The sequence below is a fragment of the Methanobacterium sp. genome, assembly GCA_030017655.1.
GTDB lineage: Archaea > Methanobacteriota > Methanobacteria > Methanobacteriales > Methanobacteriaceae > Methanobacterium_D.
The window spans coordinates 77,267-95,732 of record JASEIM010000006.1 but is presented as its reverse complement, the minus strand read 5'-3'; the positions used below and the strand labels follow the sequence as shown (position 1 = coordinate 95,732).

General features: G+C 34.1%; 18 protein-coding genes and 1 tRNA gene. 13 read left to right on the top strand and 6 right to left on the bottom strand.

Annotated elements, in window-relative coordinates; all coding sequences use genetic code 11:
* A partial coding sequence (gene sfsA, locus QMD61_04470) for a DNA/RNA nuclease SfsA (protein ID MDI6723878.1) occupies positions 1 to 635 on the bottom strand: 635 nt, incomplete at its 3' end.
* Entirely contained in the window at positions 632 to 1,360 is a 729-nt protein-coding gene (locus QMD61_04465) for a hypothetical protein (GenBank protein ID MDI6723877.1), read from the bottom strand. The genes QMD61_04465 and sfsA, both read right to left, overlap by 4 nt.
* Before the next feature lie 222 nt (positions 1,361 to 1,582).
* Here QMD61_04465 and cfbD point away from each other — a divergent pair, with 222 nt between their 5' ends.
* The 9 genes from cfbD (at position 1,583) to QMD61_04420 (ending at position 10,896) form a co-directional block, all read left to right on the top strand.
* Positions 1,583 to 2,728 carry a Ni-sirohydrochlorin a,c-diamide reductive cyclase catalytic subunit gene (gene cfbD, locus QMD61_04460; protein ID MDI6723876.1) on the top strand — a complete coding sequence of 382 codons (1,146 nt, stop codon included), beginning with the start codon at positions 1,583 to 1,585 and terminating at the stop codon, positions 2,726 to 2,728.
* A 77-nt stretch (positions 2,729 to 2,805) separates the two neighbouring features.
* On the top strand, positions 2,806 to 3,864 hold the full coding sequence (locus tag QMD61_04455) for a sugar phosphate nucleotidyltransferase (GenBank protein MDI6723875.1): 1,059 nt from the start codon (positions 2,806 to 2,808) through the stop codon (positions 3,862 to 3,864).
* 19 nt (positions 3,865 to 3,883) lie between these two features.
* Positions 3,884 to 4,477, top strand: coding sequence for an imidazole glycerol phosphate synthase subunit HisH (gene hisH, locus QMD61_04450; protein ID MDI6723874.1), 594 nt, complete (start codon positions 3,884 to 3,886; stop codon positions 4,475 to 4,477).
* 104 nt (positions 4,478 to 4,581) lie between these two features.
* Positions 4,582 to 5,943 (top strand): AIR synthase-related protein, encoded by a 1,362-nt coding sequence (locus QMD61_04445; protein ID MDI6723873.1) that lies wholly within the window; start codon positions 4,582 to 4,584, stop codon positions 5,941 to 5,943.
* A 58-nt stretch (positions 5,944 to 6,001) separates the two neighbouring features.
* Positions 6,002 to 6,442, top strand: coding sequence for a hypothetical protein (locus QMD61_04440; protein MDI6723872.1), 441 nt, complete (start codon positions 6,002 to 6,004; stop codon positions 6,440 to 6,442).
* 200 nt (positions 6,443 to 6,642) lie between these two features.
* Complete coding sequence (locus tag QMD61_04435) at positions 6,643 to 7,803, top strand: hypothetical protein (protein ID MDI6723871.1); 1,161 nt, start codon at positions 6,643 to 6,645, stop codon at positions 7,801 to 7,803.
* A 133-nt stretch (positions 7,804 to 7,936) separates the two neighbouring features.
* Positions 7,937 to 8,569: a phosphatase PAP2 family protein gene (locus tag QMD61_04430; GenBank protein MDI6723870.1), complete on the top strand. Its 633-nt coding sequence runs from the start codon at positions 7,937 to 7,939 to the stop codon at positions 8,567 to 8,569.
* A 147-nt stretch (positions 8,570 to 8,716) separates the two neighbouring features.
* Positions 8,717 to 8,788, top strand: a tRNA-Arg gene (locus QMD61_04425).
* An 869-nt stretch (positions 8,789 to 9,657) separates the two neighbouring features.
* Positions 9,658 to 10,896, top strand: coding sequence for a hypothetical protein (locus QMD61_04420; GenBank protein ID MDI6723869.1), 1,239 nt, complete (start codon positions 9,658 to 9,660; stop codon positions 10,894 to 10,896).
* Positions 10,897 to 11,068: 172 nt separating this feature from the next.
* Here the strand turns inward: QMD61_04420 and QMD61_04415 are convergent, their stop codons facing one another.
* From QMD61_04415 to QMD61_04405, 3 genes are read right to left on the bottom strand one after another with little or no spacing between them, the layout of a single operon-like run.
* Complete coding sequence (locus tag QMD61_04415; GenBank protein MDI6723868.1) at positions 11,069 to 11,257, bottom strand: DUF1697 domain-containing protein; 189 nt, start codon at positions 11,255 to 11,257, stop codon at positions 11,069 to 11,071.
* Positions 11,254 to 11,439, bottom strand: a complete 186-nt coding sequence (locus QMD61_04410; GenBank protein ID MDI6723867.1) for a DUF1697 domain-containing protein — start codon at positions 11,437 to 11,439, stop codon at positions 11,254 to 11,256. The genes QMD61_04415 and QMD61_04410 overlap by 4 nt, the downstream gene beginning before the upstream one ends.
* Positions 11,440 to 11,494: 55 nt before the next feature.
* On the bottom strand, positions 11,495 to 13,144 hold the full coding sequence (locus tag QMD61_04405; GenBank protein MDI6723866.1) for a fumarate reductase subunit A: 1,650 nt from the start codon (positions 13,142 to 13,144) through the stop codon (positions 11,495 to 11,497).
* Between the two features lie 167 nt (positions 13,145 to 13,311).
* Between QMD61_04405 and sepS the strand changes: the two genes are divergently transcribed.
* The 4 genes from sepS to ribB all read left to right on the top strand — a co-directional run bounded on the left by sepS (position 13,312) and on the right by ribB (position 16,904).
* A complete protein-coding gene (gene sepS / locus QMD61_04400; GenBank protein MDI6723865.1) occupies positions 13,312 to 14,907 on the top strand; it encodes an O-phosphoserine--tRNA ligase in 1,596 nt (531 codons plus the stop codon).
* A 134-nt stretch (positions 14,908 to 15,041) separates the two neighbouring features.
* Entirely contained in the window at positions 15,042 to 15,677 is a 636-nt protein-coding gene (locus tag QMD61_04395; protein ID MDI6723864.1) for an endonuclease V, read from the top strand.
* 57 nt (positions 15,678 to 15,734) lie between these two features.
* Positions 15,735 to 16,115, top strand: a complete 381-nt coding sequence (locus QMD61_04390) for a CTP-dependent riboflavin kinase (protein ID MDI6723863.1) — start codon at positions 15,735 to 15,737, stop codon at positions 16,113 to 16,115.
* 105 nt (positions 16,116 to 16,220) lie between these two features.
* On the top strand, positions 16,221 to 16,904 hold the full coding sequence (gene ribB / locus QMD61_04385; GenBank protein ID MDI6723862.1) for a 3,4-dihydroxy-2-butanone-4-phosphate synthase: 684 nt from the start codon (positions 16,221 to 16,223) through the stop codon (positions 16,902 to 16,904).
* Between the two features lie 23 nt (positions 16,905 to 16,927).
* Here the strand turns inward: ribB and QMD61_04380 are convergent, their stop codons facing one another.
* Positions 16,928 to 18,430 (bottom strand): AAA family ATPase, encoded by a 1,503-nt coding sequence (locus tag QMD61_04380; GenBank protein MDI6723861.1) that lies wholly within the window; start codon positions 18,428 to 18,430, stop codon positions 16,928 to 16,930.
* Positions 18,431 to 18,466 lie beyond the last annotated feature (36 nt).

Sequence of the window (18,466 nt, the reverse complement as noted above, 5' to 3'; positions counted from 1 at the left end):
GAATATGCAATTATATTAACTCCTTTTTTATGAGCATTCTTTAAAGCAATTGAAAAATTCGGATCCATATCAAAATTGGGAGAAAAACACGTCGCATCTTCACAAAAAATTAGAAAAAGAACAGCCGCCTCTAAACCTTCTTTTTTGGCAGTTATAAGCTCTTCAACGTGCCTTTTACCCCTTGAAGTTGGTGCATCTGGAAATTTAGCCAATCCCTCTTCAACAAGAGTACATCCTTTAACTTCAACAAGCATCTTATTTTCATCGTTATTGGTTAAAAGAAAGTCTATTCGGCTTTTACCATAGGTATATTCCCTTTTATCTATAAAATATCCTTTAAACTCTTTTATCAACTGAGAATCTATCAAATCAGCAGCTATATCGCTGTGAAATCCGGAATTGATAAGAACCCAGTGATCATCTTTAAAAACTCCTATAACATCAAATTTAGTCTTTCTATTGGCAGTGTTTAAGGCTGGTCTTAAAAGTAATTCTGCATCATGCGTTAAAAGCTCTTTAAGTCTTCCCGGATCCCTTAAATGGGCAATTTCTAACCCATGAACATATCTGAATTTAACAGTGAACCTATTTGGTCTATCTATGAAATTTCCCTGTATTATATTTCTGATTATCATTTTTTCAAATTTAATTTATCAATAGCTGAAATAATTTCTGAAGCATGTTTTACGGTTAAATCATAAGATTCATAAGCATATGTTTCATAAACCACTGCTGGCGTTCCAGATTGTATTAAAGGGACCGTAACGAAGTTTGGACTTGAAGGGCCTTTATCTTTAGGTGGAACATAATAAACAAGCCATGAAATTTTATTTTCAATACTTAATGCCATTAATTTAGACTTATTATCCTTTATTGGCACGCATATAAACCTTTTTTGCTTATAATGTCCTCTATTTGAATGTACATCCACAACCAAATCAAAATTACTCTTTTTAATGTCAGATACTGCATATTTAGCCAGTAATTGTCCATTCATACGCCCATAATTGTAGGAATATCTATCTTTAGAAACATGAATGCTGTAAATATAATAAGAGCAATTAAGTGATTTGGAAAGACTATAAAGCGATGCTGTCATAGCTCTATGAGAATTTACCTCCAGAGGATGTACTCCCACTATTATGGCAATTTTAGATTGTGAATCCGGATTTCCGTAAGGTCCGCTTTTAATAACTGTTCCTAAGTCATTTTCGCCTAATATTTTAATTTCTGGAGGATTTAATGATTTAAATTGCATAATTTGCTCATTATTTTTGTTTAATGCCCCATAAGGTGCCAGTAATCCAACTGAAGCGATTATGACAATTAAAAGTATTAATATATAATCTTTTTTACTCATTGTATACCCTGTAACTATTCAATTTCGAAATGAAGCTTTTAGATGAATTATGTTAATTATTTAAATAGTATTTTAATTTCCACAATGGTCTTAAATGTTTTTATTTTTCAGTTTAGTATAAATAAAAAATCGATCAATCCCTATGTAACGAAATTGATTATCCATATATCAAAATTATTAAAACAATTACTATCAGAAATCCACAGTTAAGAGGTGAAAAATTTGCATCCAAGACCAAGTCCAATTGCTGCATCGCTTTATACATTGAGGGACCTTAATGCTGATGTTATTATACTCCACGGCCCTCATGGCTGTTGTTTTAGAACAGGGAGGCTACTTGAAAATGACGGAGTGAGAGTTGTAACTACTGCAATGTCTGAAAATGATTTTATTTTCGGAGCTGCGGCTAAATTAGAGGAAACACTCCAGAAAGTAAATTCAATGTTCCAGCCAGAACTTGTAGGGATTGTTGGGACATGTGCAAGTATGATAATTGGTGAAGACCTTAAAGAAGCCGTTCAAAACGCAAATATAGATGCAAAAGTGCTTGCAGTTGAATCCCATGGTGGTTTAAGCGAGGGAGATAATACAGAAGGAGCTATTGCTGTTTTGGAAGCTGCAAGTAAAGAAGGAATTATAACATATGAAGAAACAGAAAGGCAATCTAAAATGCTTAAATTAGCAACTAAAATCGAAAAAACAAGAGGAATGGCTAAAGGAGAATATATAGCCCCTTCATACGGAGATAATAAGATAGAAATAGCAAAAATGCTTATTAAAAAGATTAAAAATAATGAAAAAATCGCTATTGTATTAAATGCAAAGAAGGAAACCGCTTATCTGTTTGCTGACATCTTAAAAATTCCTTTTAACAGAATAAATCCCAAAAATAAACCATTAATAATTGCCAATCTTGATGAAAACATTGGACTTCCCAGAATAAGGCAGCATGCCAGAAATATTCAAAAAGAACTTGAAAAAGATGGGGTTAAAATTGACCTGATAACTGGAGGTCTTGACGAATATCCAGTAACAGGAGAAAGAGCGGCTGAGATTCTAGGGGCCGTCGAAAATCGAAGCACGCAAATCTGCGATTTGTTGCCCCAAAATTCAGAGAATTTTGAGGGATTTTTGAAAGATAAAAATATTGACTTTTTAATTGTTGCAGGAGTACCTCACGCTGTACCTATAGAAACTTTAAAAATGGATGCTTTAGCCATAACAGACGGTCCAAGACTTGTAGAACCGTTAAAAGAGATAGGTTATAAGTACGTTGTAACAGAATTAGATGCACATGCTAAAACCCTTGGGACAGATGAAATTGTTGCATCTGATTTTGGCCATTTTTTAAGGGAAATTATAGATTAATTTAATTAATAAAATAAAATTATAATATTTAATATCGGATAAGAAACATAATGTAACTACAATATCAAGGTGATAAAATGAGCATGACCGCAGGAATGATACTTTGTGGGGGCTTTGGAAAACGGCTAAGACCTCTTACCGATAATATTCCTAAACCTCTTATTGAAATTAAAGATAATTACTCAATTTTAGAAGATCAGAATAATTATACTATTCTCGATAAACAGATATTTGATTTTAAAAATTCTGGTGTTAACCGTGTACTCCTTTTAACCGGTTTTTTAAGCGATAAAATAGAGGAAAGATATGGGAATGATTATAACGGCATGAAGATTGAATATGTCATAGAAGACGAACCTCTTGGAACATTAAACGCTATAAAATTAGGTATGGATCAGATTAGAGATAATGAACAGTGTGTTATAAGGAATGGTGATGTTGTGGCTGATTTAAACATTAAAAAAATGATCAGCCAGGGCGAAAGGTCCGATTATCCCTTTTCAATCTTTATAACTAAAATGATGTCTCCCTATGGAATAGTTGAAATAAGCGGAGATAAATTAGTTTCATTTAAGGAAAAGCCTCTTCTTGACTATTACATAAATGGAGGAGTTTATTTTTCAAACGGTGCGATTAACTTTGGCGATTTTGAAGTTGGAGACATTGAAAAGACTGTTTTTCCAATGTTAGCCAATGAAAATCAGCTTGGTTATTATAAAGAAGATGGACTTTTCTGGATGGCCATAGATACTTCTAAAGAGCTTGAGGAAATAAGAAAAGAATATAAAAACAGAACAGATAAGCCATGGGGATATGAAAAAGTCCTGATTTACACAGATCAATACATGACCAAAGAATTATTCTTAAGAGAAGGTTTCCACACTTCCTTCCATCTTCATGAAGAAAAAGATGAAACAATGTACATATTGAACGGTAAAGGTTACATTCAATTTGAAGATAGAAAAGAATACTTTGCAAAAAATGACACCGTTCGAATCGAACCAGAAGTACCTCATTCAATTGTTGCAATGGAAAATACCATCCTTCATGAGGTATCAACACCTCACCTGGACGATACAAAACGTTTGAATGACATATATACAAGAGCTGCTAAGGATAAATCTAAAACAGCTTAATTTTATTTTATTCAGGAAAATGATATCAATAATGGATTATGGGACAGGAAATCTTAAAAGTATTAGAAACGGCTTTTTAAAAGTCGGAGTAGATGCAACAATAACCAGAGATCCCTATAAAATAGAAAAAGCCGATGCACTTATCCTGCCTGGAGTCGGAGCATTTGGAAGGGCTATGAAACACCTCGAAGATTATAAAGATCTAATTCATGACTATATAAATAGTGGAAAACCATTTTTAGGAGTCTGTCTTGGGTTACAACTCTTATTTACTAAAAGTCAGGAAGATGAAGGAATTAAAGGACTTGATGTGTTTAAAGGAGAAGTTTTACGTCTTCCTGAAGGTCTCAAAATACCCCATATGGGCTGGAATAATTTAAAAATTGTAAATAAGTGTCCAATATTCAAAGAAACTGGTAATGATTACGTATATTTTGTTCATTCTTATTATGTCAAGCCAGAGGATGAAAGCATAATAGCTGCAACTACTGATTACGGAATTGATGTTACAGCTGCTATTTGCAAGGATAATGTATTTGCCACCCAATTTCATCCAGAAAAAAGTGGCGAAGTGGGTTTGAATATTCTAAAAAACTTCGTTAAAGAAATATAAATTCATTTATGTATTCCACCCGAATAGCCAGATGAAACTTTGAAATAAGAAAATTTATGTTTTAACTAATAATTGACTTTAAAACTTTGTTGAAAGGTGAACCAATGGACATAGAAGGCTTCGTAAGACATGCATTAAAACAAGACGATGAAAAAATTGTTTTAAACAGTTTAAAAAATAAAATACTTGAATTCAAAGAAATTGACCCAGAACAAGCTTCCAAGATGGCTTCTGCTGTAATTGAAGAGGTAAAACATACCCTGGAAATCGAATCTCATCCTGATGGCTTTTTAAGAGAATTAATCAATTATCCAAAGGCTGATGTAGCCATGGGGCAGATTGGTGTTGGTTCCAGAGGAGCAGGGGATTTTTTTGTTCATAGAAAAATTGCTGATATAGTTTCCAGCACACACACCAATGCATTCATTACTCCAGAAGCTCAGGATGATGGAGGAGTAGTCAAAAAAAGCGTTGCATCAAATGATATCTATGTAACAACTGCTGTTGACGGTATACATTCCCGTTTAAGCGAATATCCGTTTTTAGGAGGATTTCATGTCGCAAGGGCCGCGCTTAGAGATGTGTGTGTTATGGGGGCAGACCCTGTTGCTGTCATAAGTGATTTACATCTAGCTGATGATGGAGATGTTGGAAAACTTTTTGATTTTACTGCAGGGGTTTGTGCTGTTTCTGAACTTGTAAATGTACCCCTTGTAGCCGGTAGTACTCTCCGAGTTGGTGGAGATATGGTTTTAGGCGATAGATTGGTAAGTGCAGTGGGTGCAATTGGTATATCTGAATATCCACCAACTGCAAGAAAAAGAGCTGAAGTTGGGGATGTTATTTTATTAACTGAGGGTTCTGGAGGAGGAACTATAACTACAACTGCCATATATCATGGAATGTTTGACGTTGTAAAAGAAACAATGGATATTAAATTTATAAAAGCCTCTGAAGCTATTTTTGATGCAGGGTTACTTCCAGAAGTACATGCCATGACTGATGTTACAAATGGTGGGCTCCGGGGAGATGCTCATGAAATTTCCAATACAACAGGGCTTGGATTAACCTTTTCCTATGATAAAATAAGGGAACTGATAAATCCAAAAGTGCTCAGGATGCTTGAAGAATTAGATATTGACCCCCTGGGAGTATCTGTGGATTCTTTGATGATAATAGCTCCCGAGGATATTGCAGAAGAAGTTAAAAAAGCAATATCTCGTGTTAATGTAGCCATATCAGAAATTGGCCATGTTGATGGAAGTGGAAAAGCCAAACTTATACGAAATGGTACTGAAGAGGAGATTAAACCTCTGTTTAGAGAAGCTGCCTACACCAAAATAAAAAAGATCGTTGGAGACACTACCCCTGAAGACTTCGATTTAATGCGCCAGAAAGTAGAAGAAGCGGCCCTAAATGCCATTAATAAAAAAGATAAAGTAGTGAGGGCTATCAATCAAAAATGAGCCCATGGACCGTCGGAATAGAAAACACTTAAATAATACTTAACCCATATATAATAATATGGACAGCAGAGGAATAATATTCAGTATTGATGCAGCACTGGCTTTAATACCTCTATTTATTCTCCTTGCAGCAGTAACAAACTTTGGCGGAGCACATATAATTTTATCAGACCATATAAGGATTGAACATAACGCCCAGGATGCCCTGGAAACAATGGCCAGCTATAAGTCAAGAGGCTGTGAATTTACAGTCCTTCAAAACATTACTGATATCCTTAAAAGAAATAATAATAGCGCAGAAGCAGTTGCTTTATCAGGTAATGTTGCTGGTTCTTATCTGAATAAAACTCTTGTAAATTCAAAGTATACTTTAACAGAAATAAGCCAGCTGAACGGCGCCATTATTGCATCTAATGCAGATATGGAAGATGCATGTAATATTGCCGTGGGGATCAGAAACTATGGTAATTATACCTTCAAATTATACATCTGGGACTAGTTATGTCTTAAATATTAATATTCCTTCCTAGAGCTGTAATATTTTTTTACTTCCATTATATATTAGTTATATTCTTCCAAATTACACTTGTTATTGCCTTATATTTAATTTTAGAGTTTTTATATCAAGTAGAATGTTTAAACCAGTAAATTATAAATTGACATAAGTAATACATATTAAAATGTAATTGTGGTGAAAATATGAACCTTGATTCAAATTTGGAGCTTGCAAAAGAAATTATGTCTAAATTTGCAAGTATAACTGGGCTTGAACCGGTAAATCATAGTCCAAAACGATATTTATGGACCGATGCATTTGCAGTATGTAATCATCTTGAACTTTTTAAACAAACCAATGATAAAACATATATGGATCTCGCATTACGTCTAATTGGCCAGGTCCATCACTTCCTTGGCCAGCATCGTGATGATGATCCTCGAACTGGTTGGATTAGCGGCCTTGAAAATCAGGAAGGTGCATTACATCCTACCAGAGGAGGATTGAGAATAGGGAAAGAATTAAATGAGCGCAAACCCTATGAACCATTTGATGAGCGCTTGGAATGGGAACGGGATGGACAGTATTATCATTATTTAACTAAATGGATGCATGCACTCAATCGTGCGAGTCGAGTTACAGGCGATTCTACTTATAATGATTGGGCAGTGGAACTTGCAGAGGCAGCCCATGCAGGATTTGTATATACTGAAGAAGGAAGAAAAAGAATGTACTGGAAAATGAGTATTGACCTTACATATCCTCTCGTTCGTTCCATGGGCCAACATGACCCTCTGGATGGTTTAGTAACGTATAGTGAGTTGCAGGAAACATCCAGAGATTTGGGAAAATCTTCACTGCCAAGGCTTAGCAGGGAAATCACTGACATGACCATGATCTTATCAGGGCAGTCATTAGCCACAAATGATCCTCTGAGTATTGGAGGCCTCCTTTCAGATGCTTCAAGAATTGCCCAGTTAATGATAAGGGGCGAATTCAGGTATGGTGATCTTCTGGAAACTGTTGTGGATTCAGCAATCCTGGGCATAGATTTTTTTACAAAAAACAATCCTTTTGAGCTTCCAAACGATTATAGGCTTGCTTTTCGGGAATTAGGAATGTCTATTGGTTTAAAAGGCGTTGAAAAGCTACATGGATGGGTTAATGAAAGTCCAGATTTATTCAACCAGAGAACTTCACAGGGTGTTGAATCACTTATGAATTACATGCCATTGGGAAAACAAATTGAAGAATTCTGGATAGAGGATAAAAATAGGAAATCTACTAGTTGGATTGAACATCAAGAAATCAACATGGTGATGCTTGCGACCAGCATTATTCCTGATGGTTTTTTATTGATTTAGACATGAAATCAATGTATGAATAATTTATGGTCATAAATTAATACATCAGACATATAATAGAATCAACGTTTATATACCAATTACTCCATAAATAGAATCTTATTCTTAATCTTAGAAAAAATAAGGTAATTACATGGTCCGAAACTTAATAATTTCAGATAGTTTTAAAAAAAGCCTTGCAGAATTTGTTTCTGCCGCTGCATATGCCCCTGTTATTTCCATACCTGCATTTGCAATAATTAACTATTATCTACTTAGTTTCAATGATTTTGTAATAGTGACTCTTTTATGTGTCATTTTTGCTGGAATTCTACCAATTTTACTTGTATTATACTGGATTGAGAGTAAAAAGAGTAATGGGAAAAAAATAGCCATTGATATACCTGTAAGGGAAGAAAGAAATTTTCCCCTGGTAATGGTAATTTTTTCATATCTTGTAGGGGTAATAGCATTATATTTAATCAATGCTCCTTTAATAACCACAGTATTGATGTTCTGTTATTTTTCCAACACACTGCTGGTCTTTTTTATAAATCTCCACTGGAAAATCAGTATACATGCAATGGGAGTTGCAGGCCCTATAGCTGCGTTAATATATGTTTTTGGCCCTATTGGTTCTGTATTCGGCTTAATAATCCCATTAGTGATGTGGAGCAGAGTATATTTAGGAAGACATACCTATTTTCAAGTAATATCAGGAGTTTTGCTTGGACTGGTTTCAACAGCCATTCAAATTGTTTATTTTATAAAAATTCCCCTTATTTAATCAAATAATTTAGTCTTCAAGCCAATATTAAAATTTAAATAGGAAAAAATATAATTAATCAATAGGATTTTTAAATATTCATATAAAGAACACTGCCAACAAAATTTTTTTAAGCTCATTAAACTATAAATAAAAAAAATTCTATTTGCCCTGGTAGTGTAGCGGATATCACGTAGGATTGCGGATCCTATTACCCGGGTTCAAGTCCCGGTCAGGGCATATCTATTTTCACTTTTTATTATCTAAAATACAATTCTTTTATTTCAATCAATATTTTCATATCTCTCATTTTAAAAAACTATTTCAGTGATTAAAAGGAGAAACGGAGAATTATGTATTGTAGTCTTTACTATGGAGGTTTTTTCGGCTATGATGGAAAAACAGCAACTTGGAGAACTTCATAAAAATCTTAAAAATACGGATTTTTAACAGAATACAGACCATTACGCTCAAATTCCCTTTTTTAAGATACTTAAAAGCTATTATGGGTTTGCAGAATTATTAAAAACTCTGGAAGGCCTTGTTGTGAATGCAGAGATGGAAAAGGTCCTCTATTTTGCGAATTAGGAAATGATTCGGAAAAAAATATTATGGGATGCTATGAATGTAATGAATTCAAAAGATGCGAGAAACTTAACTTCCTTAATGCAGCTCATCGAGACGCCCATATTAAGAATTTAAAAACAATTAAAGATAAATGTACTGAAAATTTCATCAATGGGAATATATAAAGGAAAATAATGCAATTATTTATTTTATTTTTCAAATTATATACATATTAAATTTAATTCTTCATTTTAAGTTAATATTTACATATACTATTTCCTAATTTACATTAATACTGATTTTTATTAAATATAATTAGATTTATATACTAAATGATTAATAATTAATAATGAAGAACATTAGTAATTAATAACATCAGTAATTGACTTGAGATAGAATCTCAATGCTATTTTAAGCTCATTTTAAAATCAGTAAAACTCCAATGAACATTATAAATTAATATTAAGGTCAGAATTTTGGCTTTGTTTGTAAATAATCATTCATGGGCTTGTATGTTATTAAAAAAGACTTGGAGTGAAAATATGGCATTAAAGGGAGACTTGTGGAGTCTTGGAACGGGTTATGATTCTGAGAGTGTATATAATATTATCTCAGATCTGCAATTTTTAAAGGATAATGGAGTTTGTGACCGGCTTTTTTATATTTTTGAGAATTGGGAAGAACCTATCGACATTTCGAGCAGTACACGTAAAGAACTGGATCATATCAGCCGCTTATTAACACATGTAAAATCAAATTATCTGCTTCCAGAAAATGGGAACGTTTTTTCCAGTTCCATTGACTATTTTTCATTCTATAATTTTTATCGGTTCCTTGAATTGATCTATTCCATGAATTTAGGAAGACCTCTACTGGAAGATGATGTTAAAGCCATATTTTCCAGTAATATTCTTGAAAAAATTATTTTAGGGCTGAAAAACTTTGATAAGGTACATTCTACAAAAAATTTTAATGATAGTTTCTTCTATTACGTAAACGACGTTGAATGGACAGATAAACATGCTGAAAAGTTTTTTGATAACCTGCATGAACTGATTATTTCAAAATATTTCACTGAAGATGGAAATAGAAAAGTTTCATTCAAGCGTGAACTGAAAAGAATAGTTTATTTTCTCATTGTATGCAGTACTGTGAATAATAAAAGAAGATATATAACCACTATAGATGTTACCTCGGCCTATAAAGCTCTTATTAAAATTATAGGAACTGATATCACCTATTTTGTCAATAAAGGCGAATATAATGGTTTATTAACCTGTCCAAAATGTAATGGTTACTATCGCCTTCAGGAAGATGAAATTCCAGATGATTTCGTTCGTTGCAGTTGCGGCGGTTTTTTAGTATACGCCACATCACTAGAAGAAGTGAAATATTACCTGAACAATTTCAAAGAATTAATAGTTGACGAAAGAGGCTTAGTCGCCGGCGCAATAACCTCACTGACCCTTGCCCTGATATTTAATAATGTTTATTTACTTACCCTGATGAGCGGCTTTATAACTGTTTTACTAGCCAAAAATTATACCAACGGCTTTAAATATGGATTCCTAACAGGAAACATATCCGGTTCTCTCTTTGCCATAGCTGTTTTCTTATCTGCAATGATACTATCTGGAATGAAATTGAAAAACATGTCTTCCATCGATGAAAGCACTATTTTCATGTTTGTCCTGGTTTTAGGCGTTTTAGCGATTTACTGTGGAAGAATAAGTACTTTTCTGGTTAAACCTAAAAATCAGCCCATAACATCAATATCATGATAATTTATTCCAATTTAACTAAATCCATTAATTTATTCGTTGTTTTCCAGTTTCTGGTAGTTGCTATAGTTTTTAACTTTTTTTCAAACATATTGTTTGTTAATTTAGTTTTAGTATATCCATCTGGCAAGTAAAGATAAATTTCCCTACCATTAATTTCAAATTTTTCATTTTAACCTTTATTTATGCCTAAATCCAAAACAACTTTTTTATCAGGTATATCTTGCAAAAATGTCACATGCAGCTTATCAATTTCAACATCATCTTCTTTAATAAACGGATTACTCTTAATAATATCTTCAAGTTCATTTTCAGTTCTGATAATTACATTTACAGAGAATCCAAAGGTTTGACCTATCATTTTCTCAATATTTTCCCTGATTTCTTTGATGTTACTGGAATTTGGTCAAAAATGACATTTCCACTTTGAAGATAAGTTTTTACGTTTTTAACGTTCATTGATTCAAGAGATTTTATTAAATCAGCCATTTTTATTCTTTTACTGCCAATGTTGATTCCCCTAAGCAGAGCAATATACTTCATGACCTTTCATTCTTGAAATTTAAAAATAAATTCAAATAATAGTGTTTTTTATATTTTATCTTTCAATAAACCTTATTTTCCCGCTTTTATTAAAAACAATGCTCTTTTTCCATTCATCCATTGTATCTGGATAATCTTCCCTGTAATGAGCCCCTCTACTTTCTTCACGTAAAAGTGCAGATTTTGTAACGATTTCTGCTATTTCAAGCATTTTTGTCACTTCAAGGGCGTCAAGAAGGTCGTTATTATAGCTTACAACATCAGTTACCCTCATATCCTTTAGCATTTCTTTAAGTTCTTTTATGCGATCTAATGCAGCTTTTAACCCTTCTTCATTTCTTATTATTGCCACATTTTTCCACATTACTTCTTCAAGCTCTTTTTTTATCTCAAATGGGTAAACATCCCCGTCTTTAAAGAAGCTCTTGATGCGTTTTTCTTCTGCATCAATAAATGCATCATTTGATTCAATTTCTCCCTTGAGAGCGTTTTTAGCTGCTGATTCGCCCGCTCTTTTTCCAAAAACCTGAGTATCTGCAAGGGCATTACCTCCAAGTCTATTTGCACCGTGTACACCACCAGTTACTTCACCTGCAGCATATAAATTTTTTACTGTGCTCTCACCGAATTCATTTATCCTTATACCGCCCATAAAATGGTGTGCTGTGGGTGCAACTTCCATGGGTTCTTTTCTGATGTCCACATCTACATCAAGGAATTGTAGAAGCATTGTTTCCAGTTTTTCTTCAATCACTTCATCTGGAAGATGAGAAACATCAAGGTAAACTCCTCCTCTTGGAGTTCCTCTTCCCTCTCGTATTTCGTTGTATATTGCTCTGGCCACAACGTCCCTTGTTGCAAGCTCCCCTCTGGAGTCATATTTTTTCATGAATATTTCGCCTTTGGCGTTGATGAGTTTTCCACCCTCTCCACGTACAGCTTCTGTTACAAGAACTCCTTTACGTGATTCTGGAAAAATCATTCCAGTTGGATGGAACTGAACCTGTTCCATGTCAATCAGATCTGCCCCAGCTTCGTATGAAACTGAAAATCCGTCTCCAGTTTTCTGTAAAGTGTTTGAAGTCACAGGATAAAGCCAACCTGCACCTCCACTTGCAATGATCACTGATTTTGCCTTAAATACTAATAAATTAGAGTCTTTAAGTGATAATCCTACTGCTCCAATAACTTTTTGGCCATCCTCGCTCATAACAAGGGACGTGACCATTATTTCGTCCATTGTTTTAATATCTCGTCGAATGACCTCTTCTTTGAGGGCTGACATCATTTCATGGCCAGTCCTATCTCCCTGGAAGCATGTCCGCCTGAATGTCTGTCCACCAAAAGGCCGCTGGTTAATTTCTCCAGATTCCTGCCTGTCGAAGAGAGCTCCAAACTTTTCAAGCTCAATGAGCCTTTGGGGAGATTCTTCAACAAGAATTCTAACTAAATTAGAATCGTTTAAATAAGCCCCACCTTTAAGTGTATCTTCAAAATGGGCTTCAGGAGTGTCAGCACGATCAACAGCTGCAAAAGCAGCGTTATATCCTCCTTCTGCAAGTGTAGTACATCCTGATTTAAAAGATAACCCTTTTGAAACTATTATAATATCTAAATCATGATTTGAAGCTTCTATAGCGGCCCTGCATCCTGCTCCGCCAGAACCTATAATTAAAACATCACATTCATAAATTTCTCTTTCCATAATGAAATTTAGGTTTAAATATTATTTAAATTTGATTTGCCTAAGTTATAACTAAATATAAAAAGGATCAATTCAAAATTCTTATTATTAACCTAAAATTTAAAAAAATCAAATTCAAACTTAACAAAGATTTAATAACAACTTAAATAGACTCCAGGGGGCATTACTTGGATAAAAATAAAATAATAAAGCTTGCAAAGAAAGATTTTGAAAAGGCATGGATGATGACCTCCCAAACAATTAATAAACCTCATCATGATGACCAGTATCCGCGAATACACCTTAAAACAGGTAAAACTCATATGCTCTATGATACCATCTCTAATTTGAGAAATGCTTATTTAAATTTGGGTTTTGAAGAAGCTGTAAACCCTGTTTTTATTGAAGAGGAGCATATTTACAAACAGTTCGGCCCTGAAGCTCCAGCAGTTTTAGACAGATGTTTTTATCTTTCAGGACTTCCAAGACCAGATATAGGCATTGGAATGGATAAAATCGAACTTATTGAGGGGATTGGAGTTTCATTAAATGAAGAAAAGATAAATAGCCTCAAAGAAGTCTTCAGAGGATATAAAAAAGGCGATGTAAGTGGGGATGACCTTGTTCATGATGTTTCCGCAGCCATGGAAGTGGGGGATGATCTGGGCCTTCGTATTCTCCAGAAAGTCTTTCCAGAAATCCATGAATTAAAACCAATTCCATCAAAAACAACCCTAAGATCCCATATGACTTCCGGGTGGTTTATCACGCTCCAAAATATTCATAATAAATACCCGTTACCGATAAAACTCTTCTCCATTGACAGATGTTTCAGAAGGGAACAGAGAGAAGATGCCAGTCACCTTATGACCTATCATTCCGCTTCATGTGTTGTTATGGATGACGAAATTTCACTGGACTATGGTAAAGCCATATCTGAAAGTCTTCTCGAATACTTCGGATTTGAAAAGTTCAAATTCACTCCTGATGAGAAAAAATCTAAATATTATACGTTAGGAACTCAAACAGAAGTCTATGGATACCATCCAAAGCTCAAGGACTGGGTTGAAGTCGCCACATTCGGATTATACTCACCAATTGCACTTGCTAGGTACGGTATTGAAAAAGAAGTTCTTAATCTCGGCGTTGGAGCTGAAAGAATAGCCATGCTCCTTTATAACCAGGAAGATATAAGGGCAATGGTTTACCCTCAAACTTATGGAAAATGGAAGCTTTCAGATAGAGAAATAGCATCAATGCTTAGAATTAACTATTATCCTGCAACAGAAGAAGGTAGAGTATTAATGAACAATATCATTACTACATTTAAGGAAAACAGTGATGCACCGTCTCCATGTGAATTTACAGTCTTTAAAGGTGAATTTTTAGGTAAAAATATACATTTAAAGGCTGTAGAACCTGAAAAAGGTACAAAGCTCTTAGGACCTGCTGCATGGAATGAGATCTATATAAATCACGGGGATATAGTTGGGGTTCCGGTAAAAGATGTTGAAGATGAAAAAGCATTAGAAGCCCTGAATAAAGGAATATCAACTGATATCAATTATATGGATGGTATTGCAGCTTTTGCAGCTTATAAAATTGAAGAAATGGTCGTAAGCAGTAAAGAAGAAGTCACTGTAAGGGTACCAATATCAAGATCCATCTCTGATATAAATTTAAGGCTTGATGATGTTGCATTAAACTACATTACAAGTAAAAATAAAGCAATTGATGTAAGAGGTCCTGTATTCTGTACAATATCATGTAAACTTGAGGAATAGGTTTTAACCCTCGAAAACTGTCAAAATTGAAAATTTTGACGTATGCAAAAACCTAAGGTTTTTCCGGTTGAGAAACTTTGTTTCTCAAACATGCAAAATTCTACGAATTTTGAGGGATTTTCGAGTGAATTGTTATGTGCTCCTGTAACTTAACACAATATCTTGGAAACATTCAGAACAATCTTTCAAAGAAAATAATAGAAGAAGATTGTTTTGAAGACATTGAAAGCGTTGTAGGAGTAGATATATCATTTTCCAAGGACAGTTTTGCAGTTGCTGCTGCTGTAGTGGTTGATTTCAATACAATTGAAGTTTTAGAAGAGAAGACTTTAGAAGTTGAAGTTTTATTTCCCTACATTACCGGTTTTTTAGGTTTTAGAGAAGCTGATGCAGCAGTTTCGGTTTTAAAAACCCTTGATAGTAAATTTGATGTTTTAATGGTTAACGGGCATGGTATCATGCATCCTCGAGGGTTTGGACTTGCTTCTCATGTAGGGCTTCTCATGGATGTGCCTGCAATTGGAGTTGCAAAAAGGTTAATTGATGGAAATTACAAACTGTATGATAATTCACTTAAAATCATAAAAATCAAAGATAAAGCCGTTGGGGCATGTGATAAGCATAAATGCATCAGTGTTGGGCATAAAATATCTTTGAATACCGCACTTAGCATTGTACAAAAAACATCGCATTTTATAATGCCAGAACCAATAAGATCAGCTCATATATTAGCTACACAGACGATGAAAGAATTAGCACAGAATATTTAATTTTAAAATATTTAAATTTGTAATTATTAAATTTATCAAAAATATATAGTGATTTAAATGGAAGTTAAAGGAATTATAACATCAGGGCAGGGAAAAGGAGCATATTTCATGTCTTTACCTGTATACAAAACACAATTTAAAGATAAGCTTAATTTCAGCCCATTTCCAGGTACTCTGAATATCAAAATTGGTACGGAAGAAATTAATAATATTCATGATATTCCAGAAGATAAGCTGAAAATCATTAAAGGTAAGGAAAATTTTGGAGATGTGCTTCTTATAAAAGCTGTTTTAAACGAAGAAATAGATGGAGCTGTCGTTTTTCCAAAAAAAACCACACATGGAGAGAACATACTTGAATTTATAGCAGCAGAAAATATTAAAAAGAAATTAAATGTTGAAGATGGAGATTCTGTTAAAATCAGGTTTGAATATTGAATTTTGATATTATAATTTTATGCAAATAGTTAAGTATACTCAATATAATAACCAATTTAGTCCAATTTATAAATTTTAGAAATAACCTAAAGGAGTTACGATCAAATGATAAACGATGCACTGAAAGCATTTAAAAATGGAGAAATCATTCTAGTATTTGATAGTGATAACAGAGAACGAGAAACTGATATGATTGTTGCAGCAGAACTTATAACTCCCAAACACCTTGCAAGGATGAGAAATGATGCAGGAGGATTAGTTTGCACTGCAGTATCCCATGAAGAAGCTGAAAAGCTTAGATTACCCTTCATGACTGATGTTATGGAAGCTGCACAGGATAAATACCCATTACTGGCTGAACTTTCACCAACTGACATTCCATACGATGAAAGGTCTGCTTTTTCCCTAACAATAAATCATAGAGAAACATTTACTGGAATAACCGATAATGACAGAGCTTTAACAATAAAAGAACTTGCTCTACTTTGTAAAAATGAGAATTACACCCACTTTGGAGAACATTTCAGAGCTCCAGGACATGTAACACTTCTTAGAGGTTCAGAAGGGCTTTTAACAAAGCGCCAGGGACATACAGAAATGACCATTGCACTTACTGAGATGGCTGGGCTAACTCCCGTTGGTGTTTGCTGTGAAATGATGGATGATGAAACTGGAAATTCACTCCCAACCACCGAAGTTCAGAAATACGCTGAAAAAGAGGGATTGATCTTTTTAAGTGGAGAAGAAGTAATTAAAGCATATAAAGAGTTTAAAACAAATAATCTTTAAAACTCTACTTTTTTAAACTTTTTTTAACTGAAACCTTTAATAATATCTTTATAAGATATATAACCGCTGAATTCTGGAACTTTTGCAATTTTAATTATTTCATCAACATTTAAATGTTCTTCAACAGTTTTCATGGCATGCGAGCAGAATTCTTCAATCCTTATCTCCACTTCAGGCGTATTACCCCTGTCAGCCATTTTAATTTTTGGTAATTCACCAATTACGTTAACATTTGCTCTTCTGGTTATAAAAGATGATGCTATTTCTGATATGGACTTATCATAGACCCTATTTAAAATAACGCCTTTTGTTTGAACTCCAAGCTTATCCATAACACATATATGGCCGACAATATCAACTGCGGCAGTTTCAATTCCTCCTTTACTGCAGGATGAAACCAGTATAACCGGAATATTGGCGGATTTTGCTATTTCAACCGTTGAAAAGGGTGTTTTCTCATTTAAAGCACCTGTAAATGCGCTCATTACCCCCTCTATAAGGAGGATATCATAATTCGTGCGTGCCAGTTCTTCCAGTATTTTTTCTAAATCCATCCATCCCAGCCCGCCGATTTTAATTGATGAGAACTTTTCCATATTTTCTTTATTAAGATAAAGAGAAGGAACTATATCCCTTATATCCGGCCCCACCTTTAATAAACCTACCTTATAGCCTTTTTTCCTTAAAATTCCAACAATGCCCGTTGTTAAAAAAGTTTTACCTGAATCTGACCCTGTCCCCGCAATCATTATTGTTTTGGGGAGACTATTGGTTTTTGAGGTTTCTCGATTAACTGATTTTGCATATATATTTGTATCTATTCCTATTTCACCTTTAATTTTTGTTAAAAGCTCTTTATTTACAGCCCTTATATCTAAAATATCCTGTTCAGATGCATCTATAAATCTAAAAATATTATCTACAAGCGCTGGGCTTTCATCAAGACATCCGTGAACCATGGTCCCTACAACGTTCCCTTCATCATTTCTAACACCTGATAAAATCTTTCGAGGGTTATCATGATAATCTGTCCTTTTAACTGTGCTTAAAAAAAGAGGTCTTGCATTTCCTTCAATTAATCCATAAGTATGGCAGTGAAACCCTGTTACTTTTTCTCCAACCATTCCCCTGGTTAAAAAAGAGTTATCAATGATTTCTGCTTCAACCCTGTCAGTTCCAATCATCGGTTTAAAGGATACATCCAGAATTCCAAGCCCTTCCCTTTCAATTGGGCAGGGAGAACGTCTTCCTATGTCTATTTTATTGGAAAGAAGTTGAAAACCTGAACACATTCCCAGAATAAATTTTTCTTCTTTTTCCATCTTCCGAATTTCTGTCTTTAGATCATCAGTAATACTCTGTGACTCTATAATGCTTCCACCAGGTATTATAAGTCCATCAAGAGATTCGTGGGTTTTTTTACCATTCACAAGTCCGTTTTCCTTTACAATATGTGTTGGCAGGTTACCGAAGTTTTCAAAAAGAGGTAAGGAGCCTTTTACATATAGAAGACCTATTTTTTTCATTTCTATTCACTTGAATGACTGTTATCAGTTAAAGAA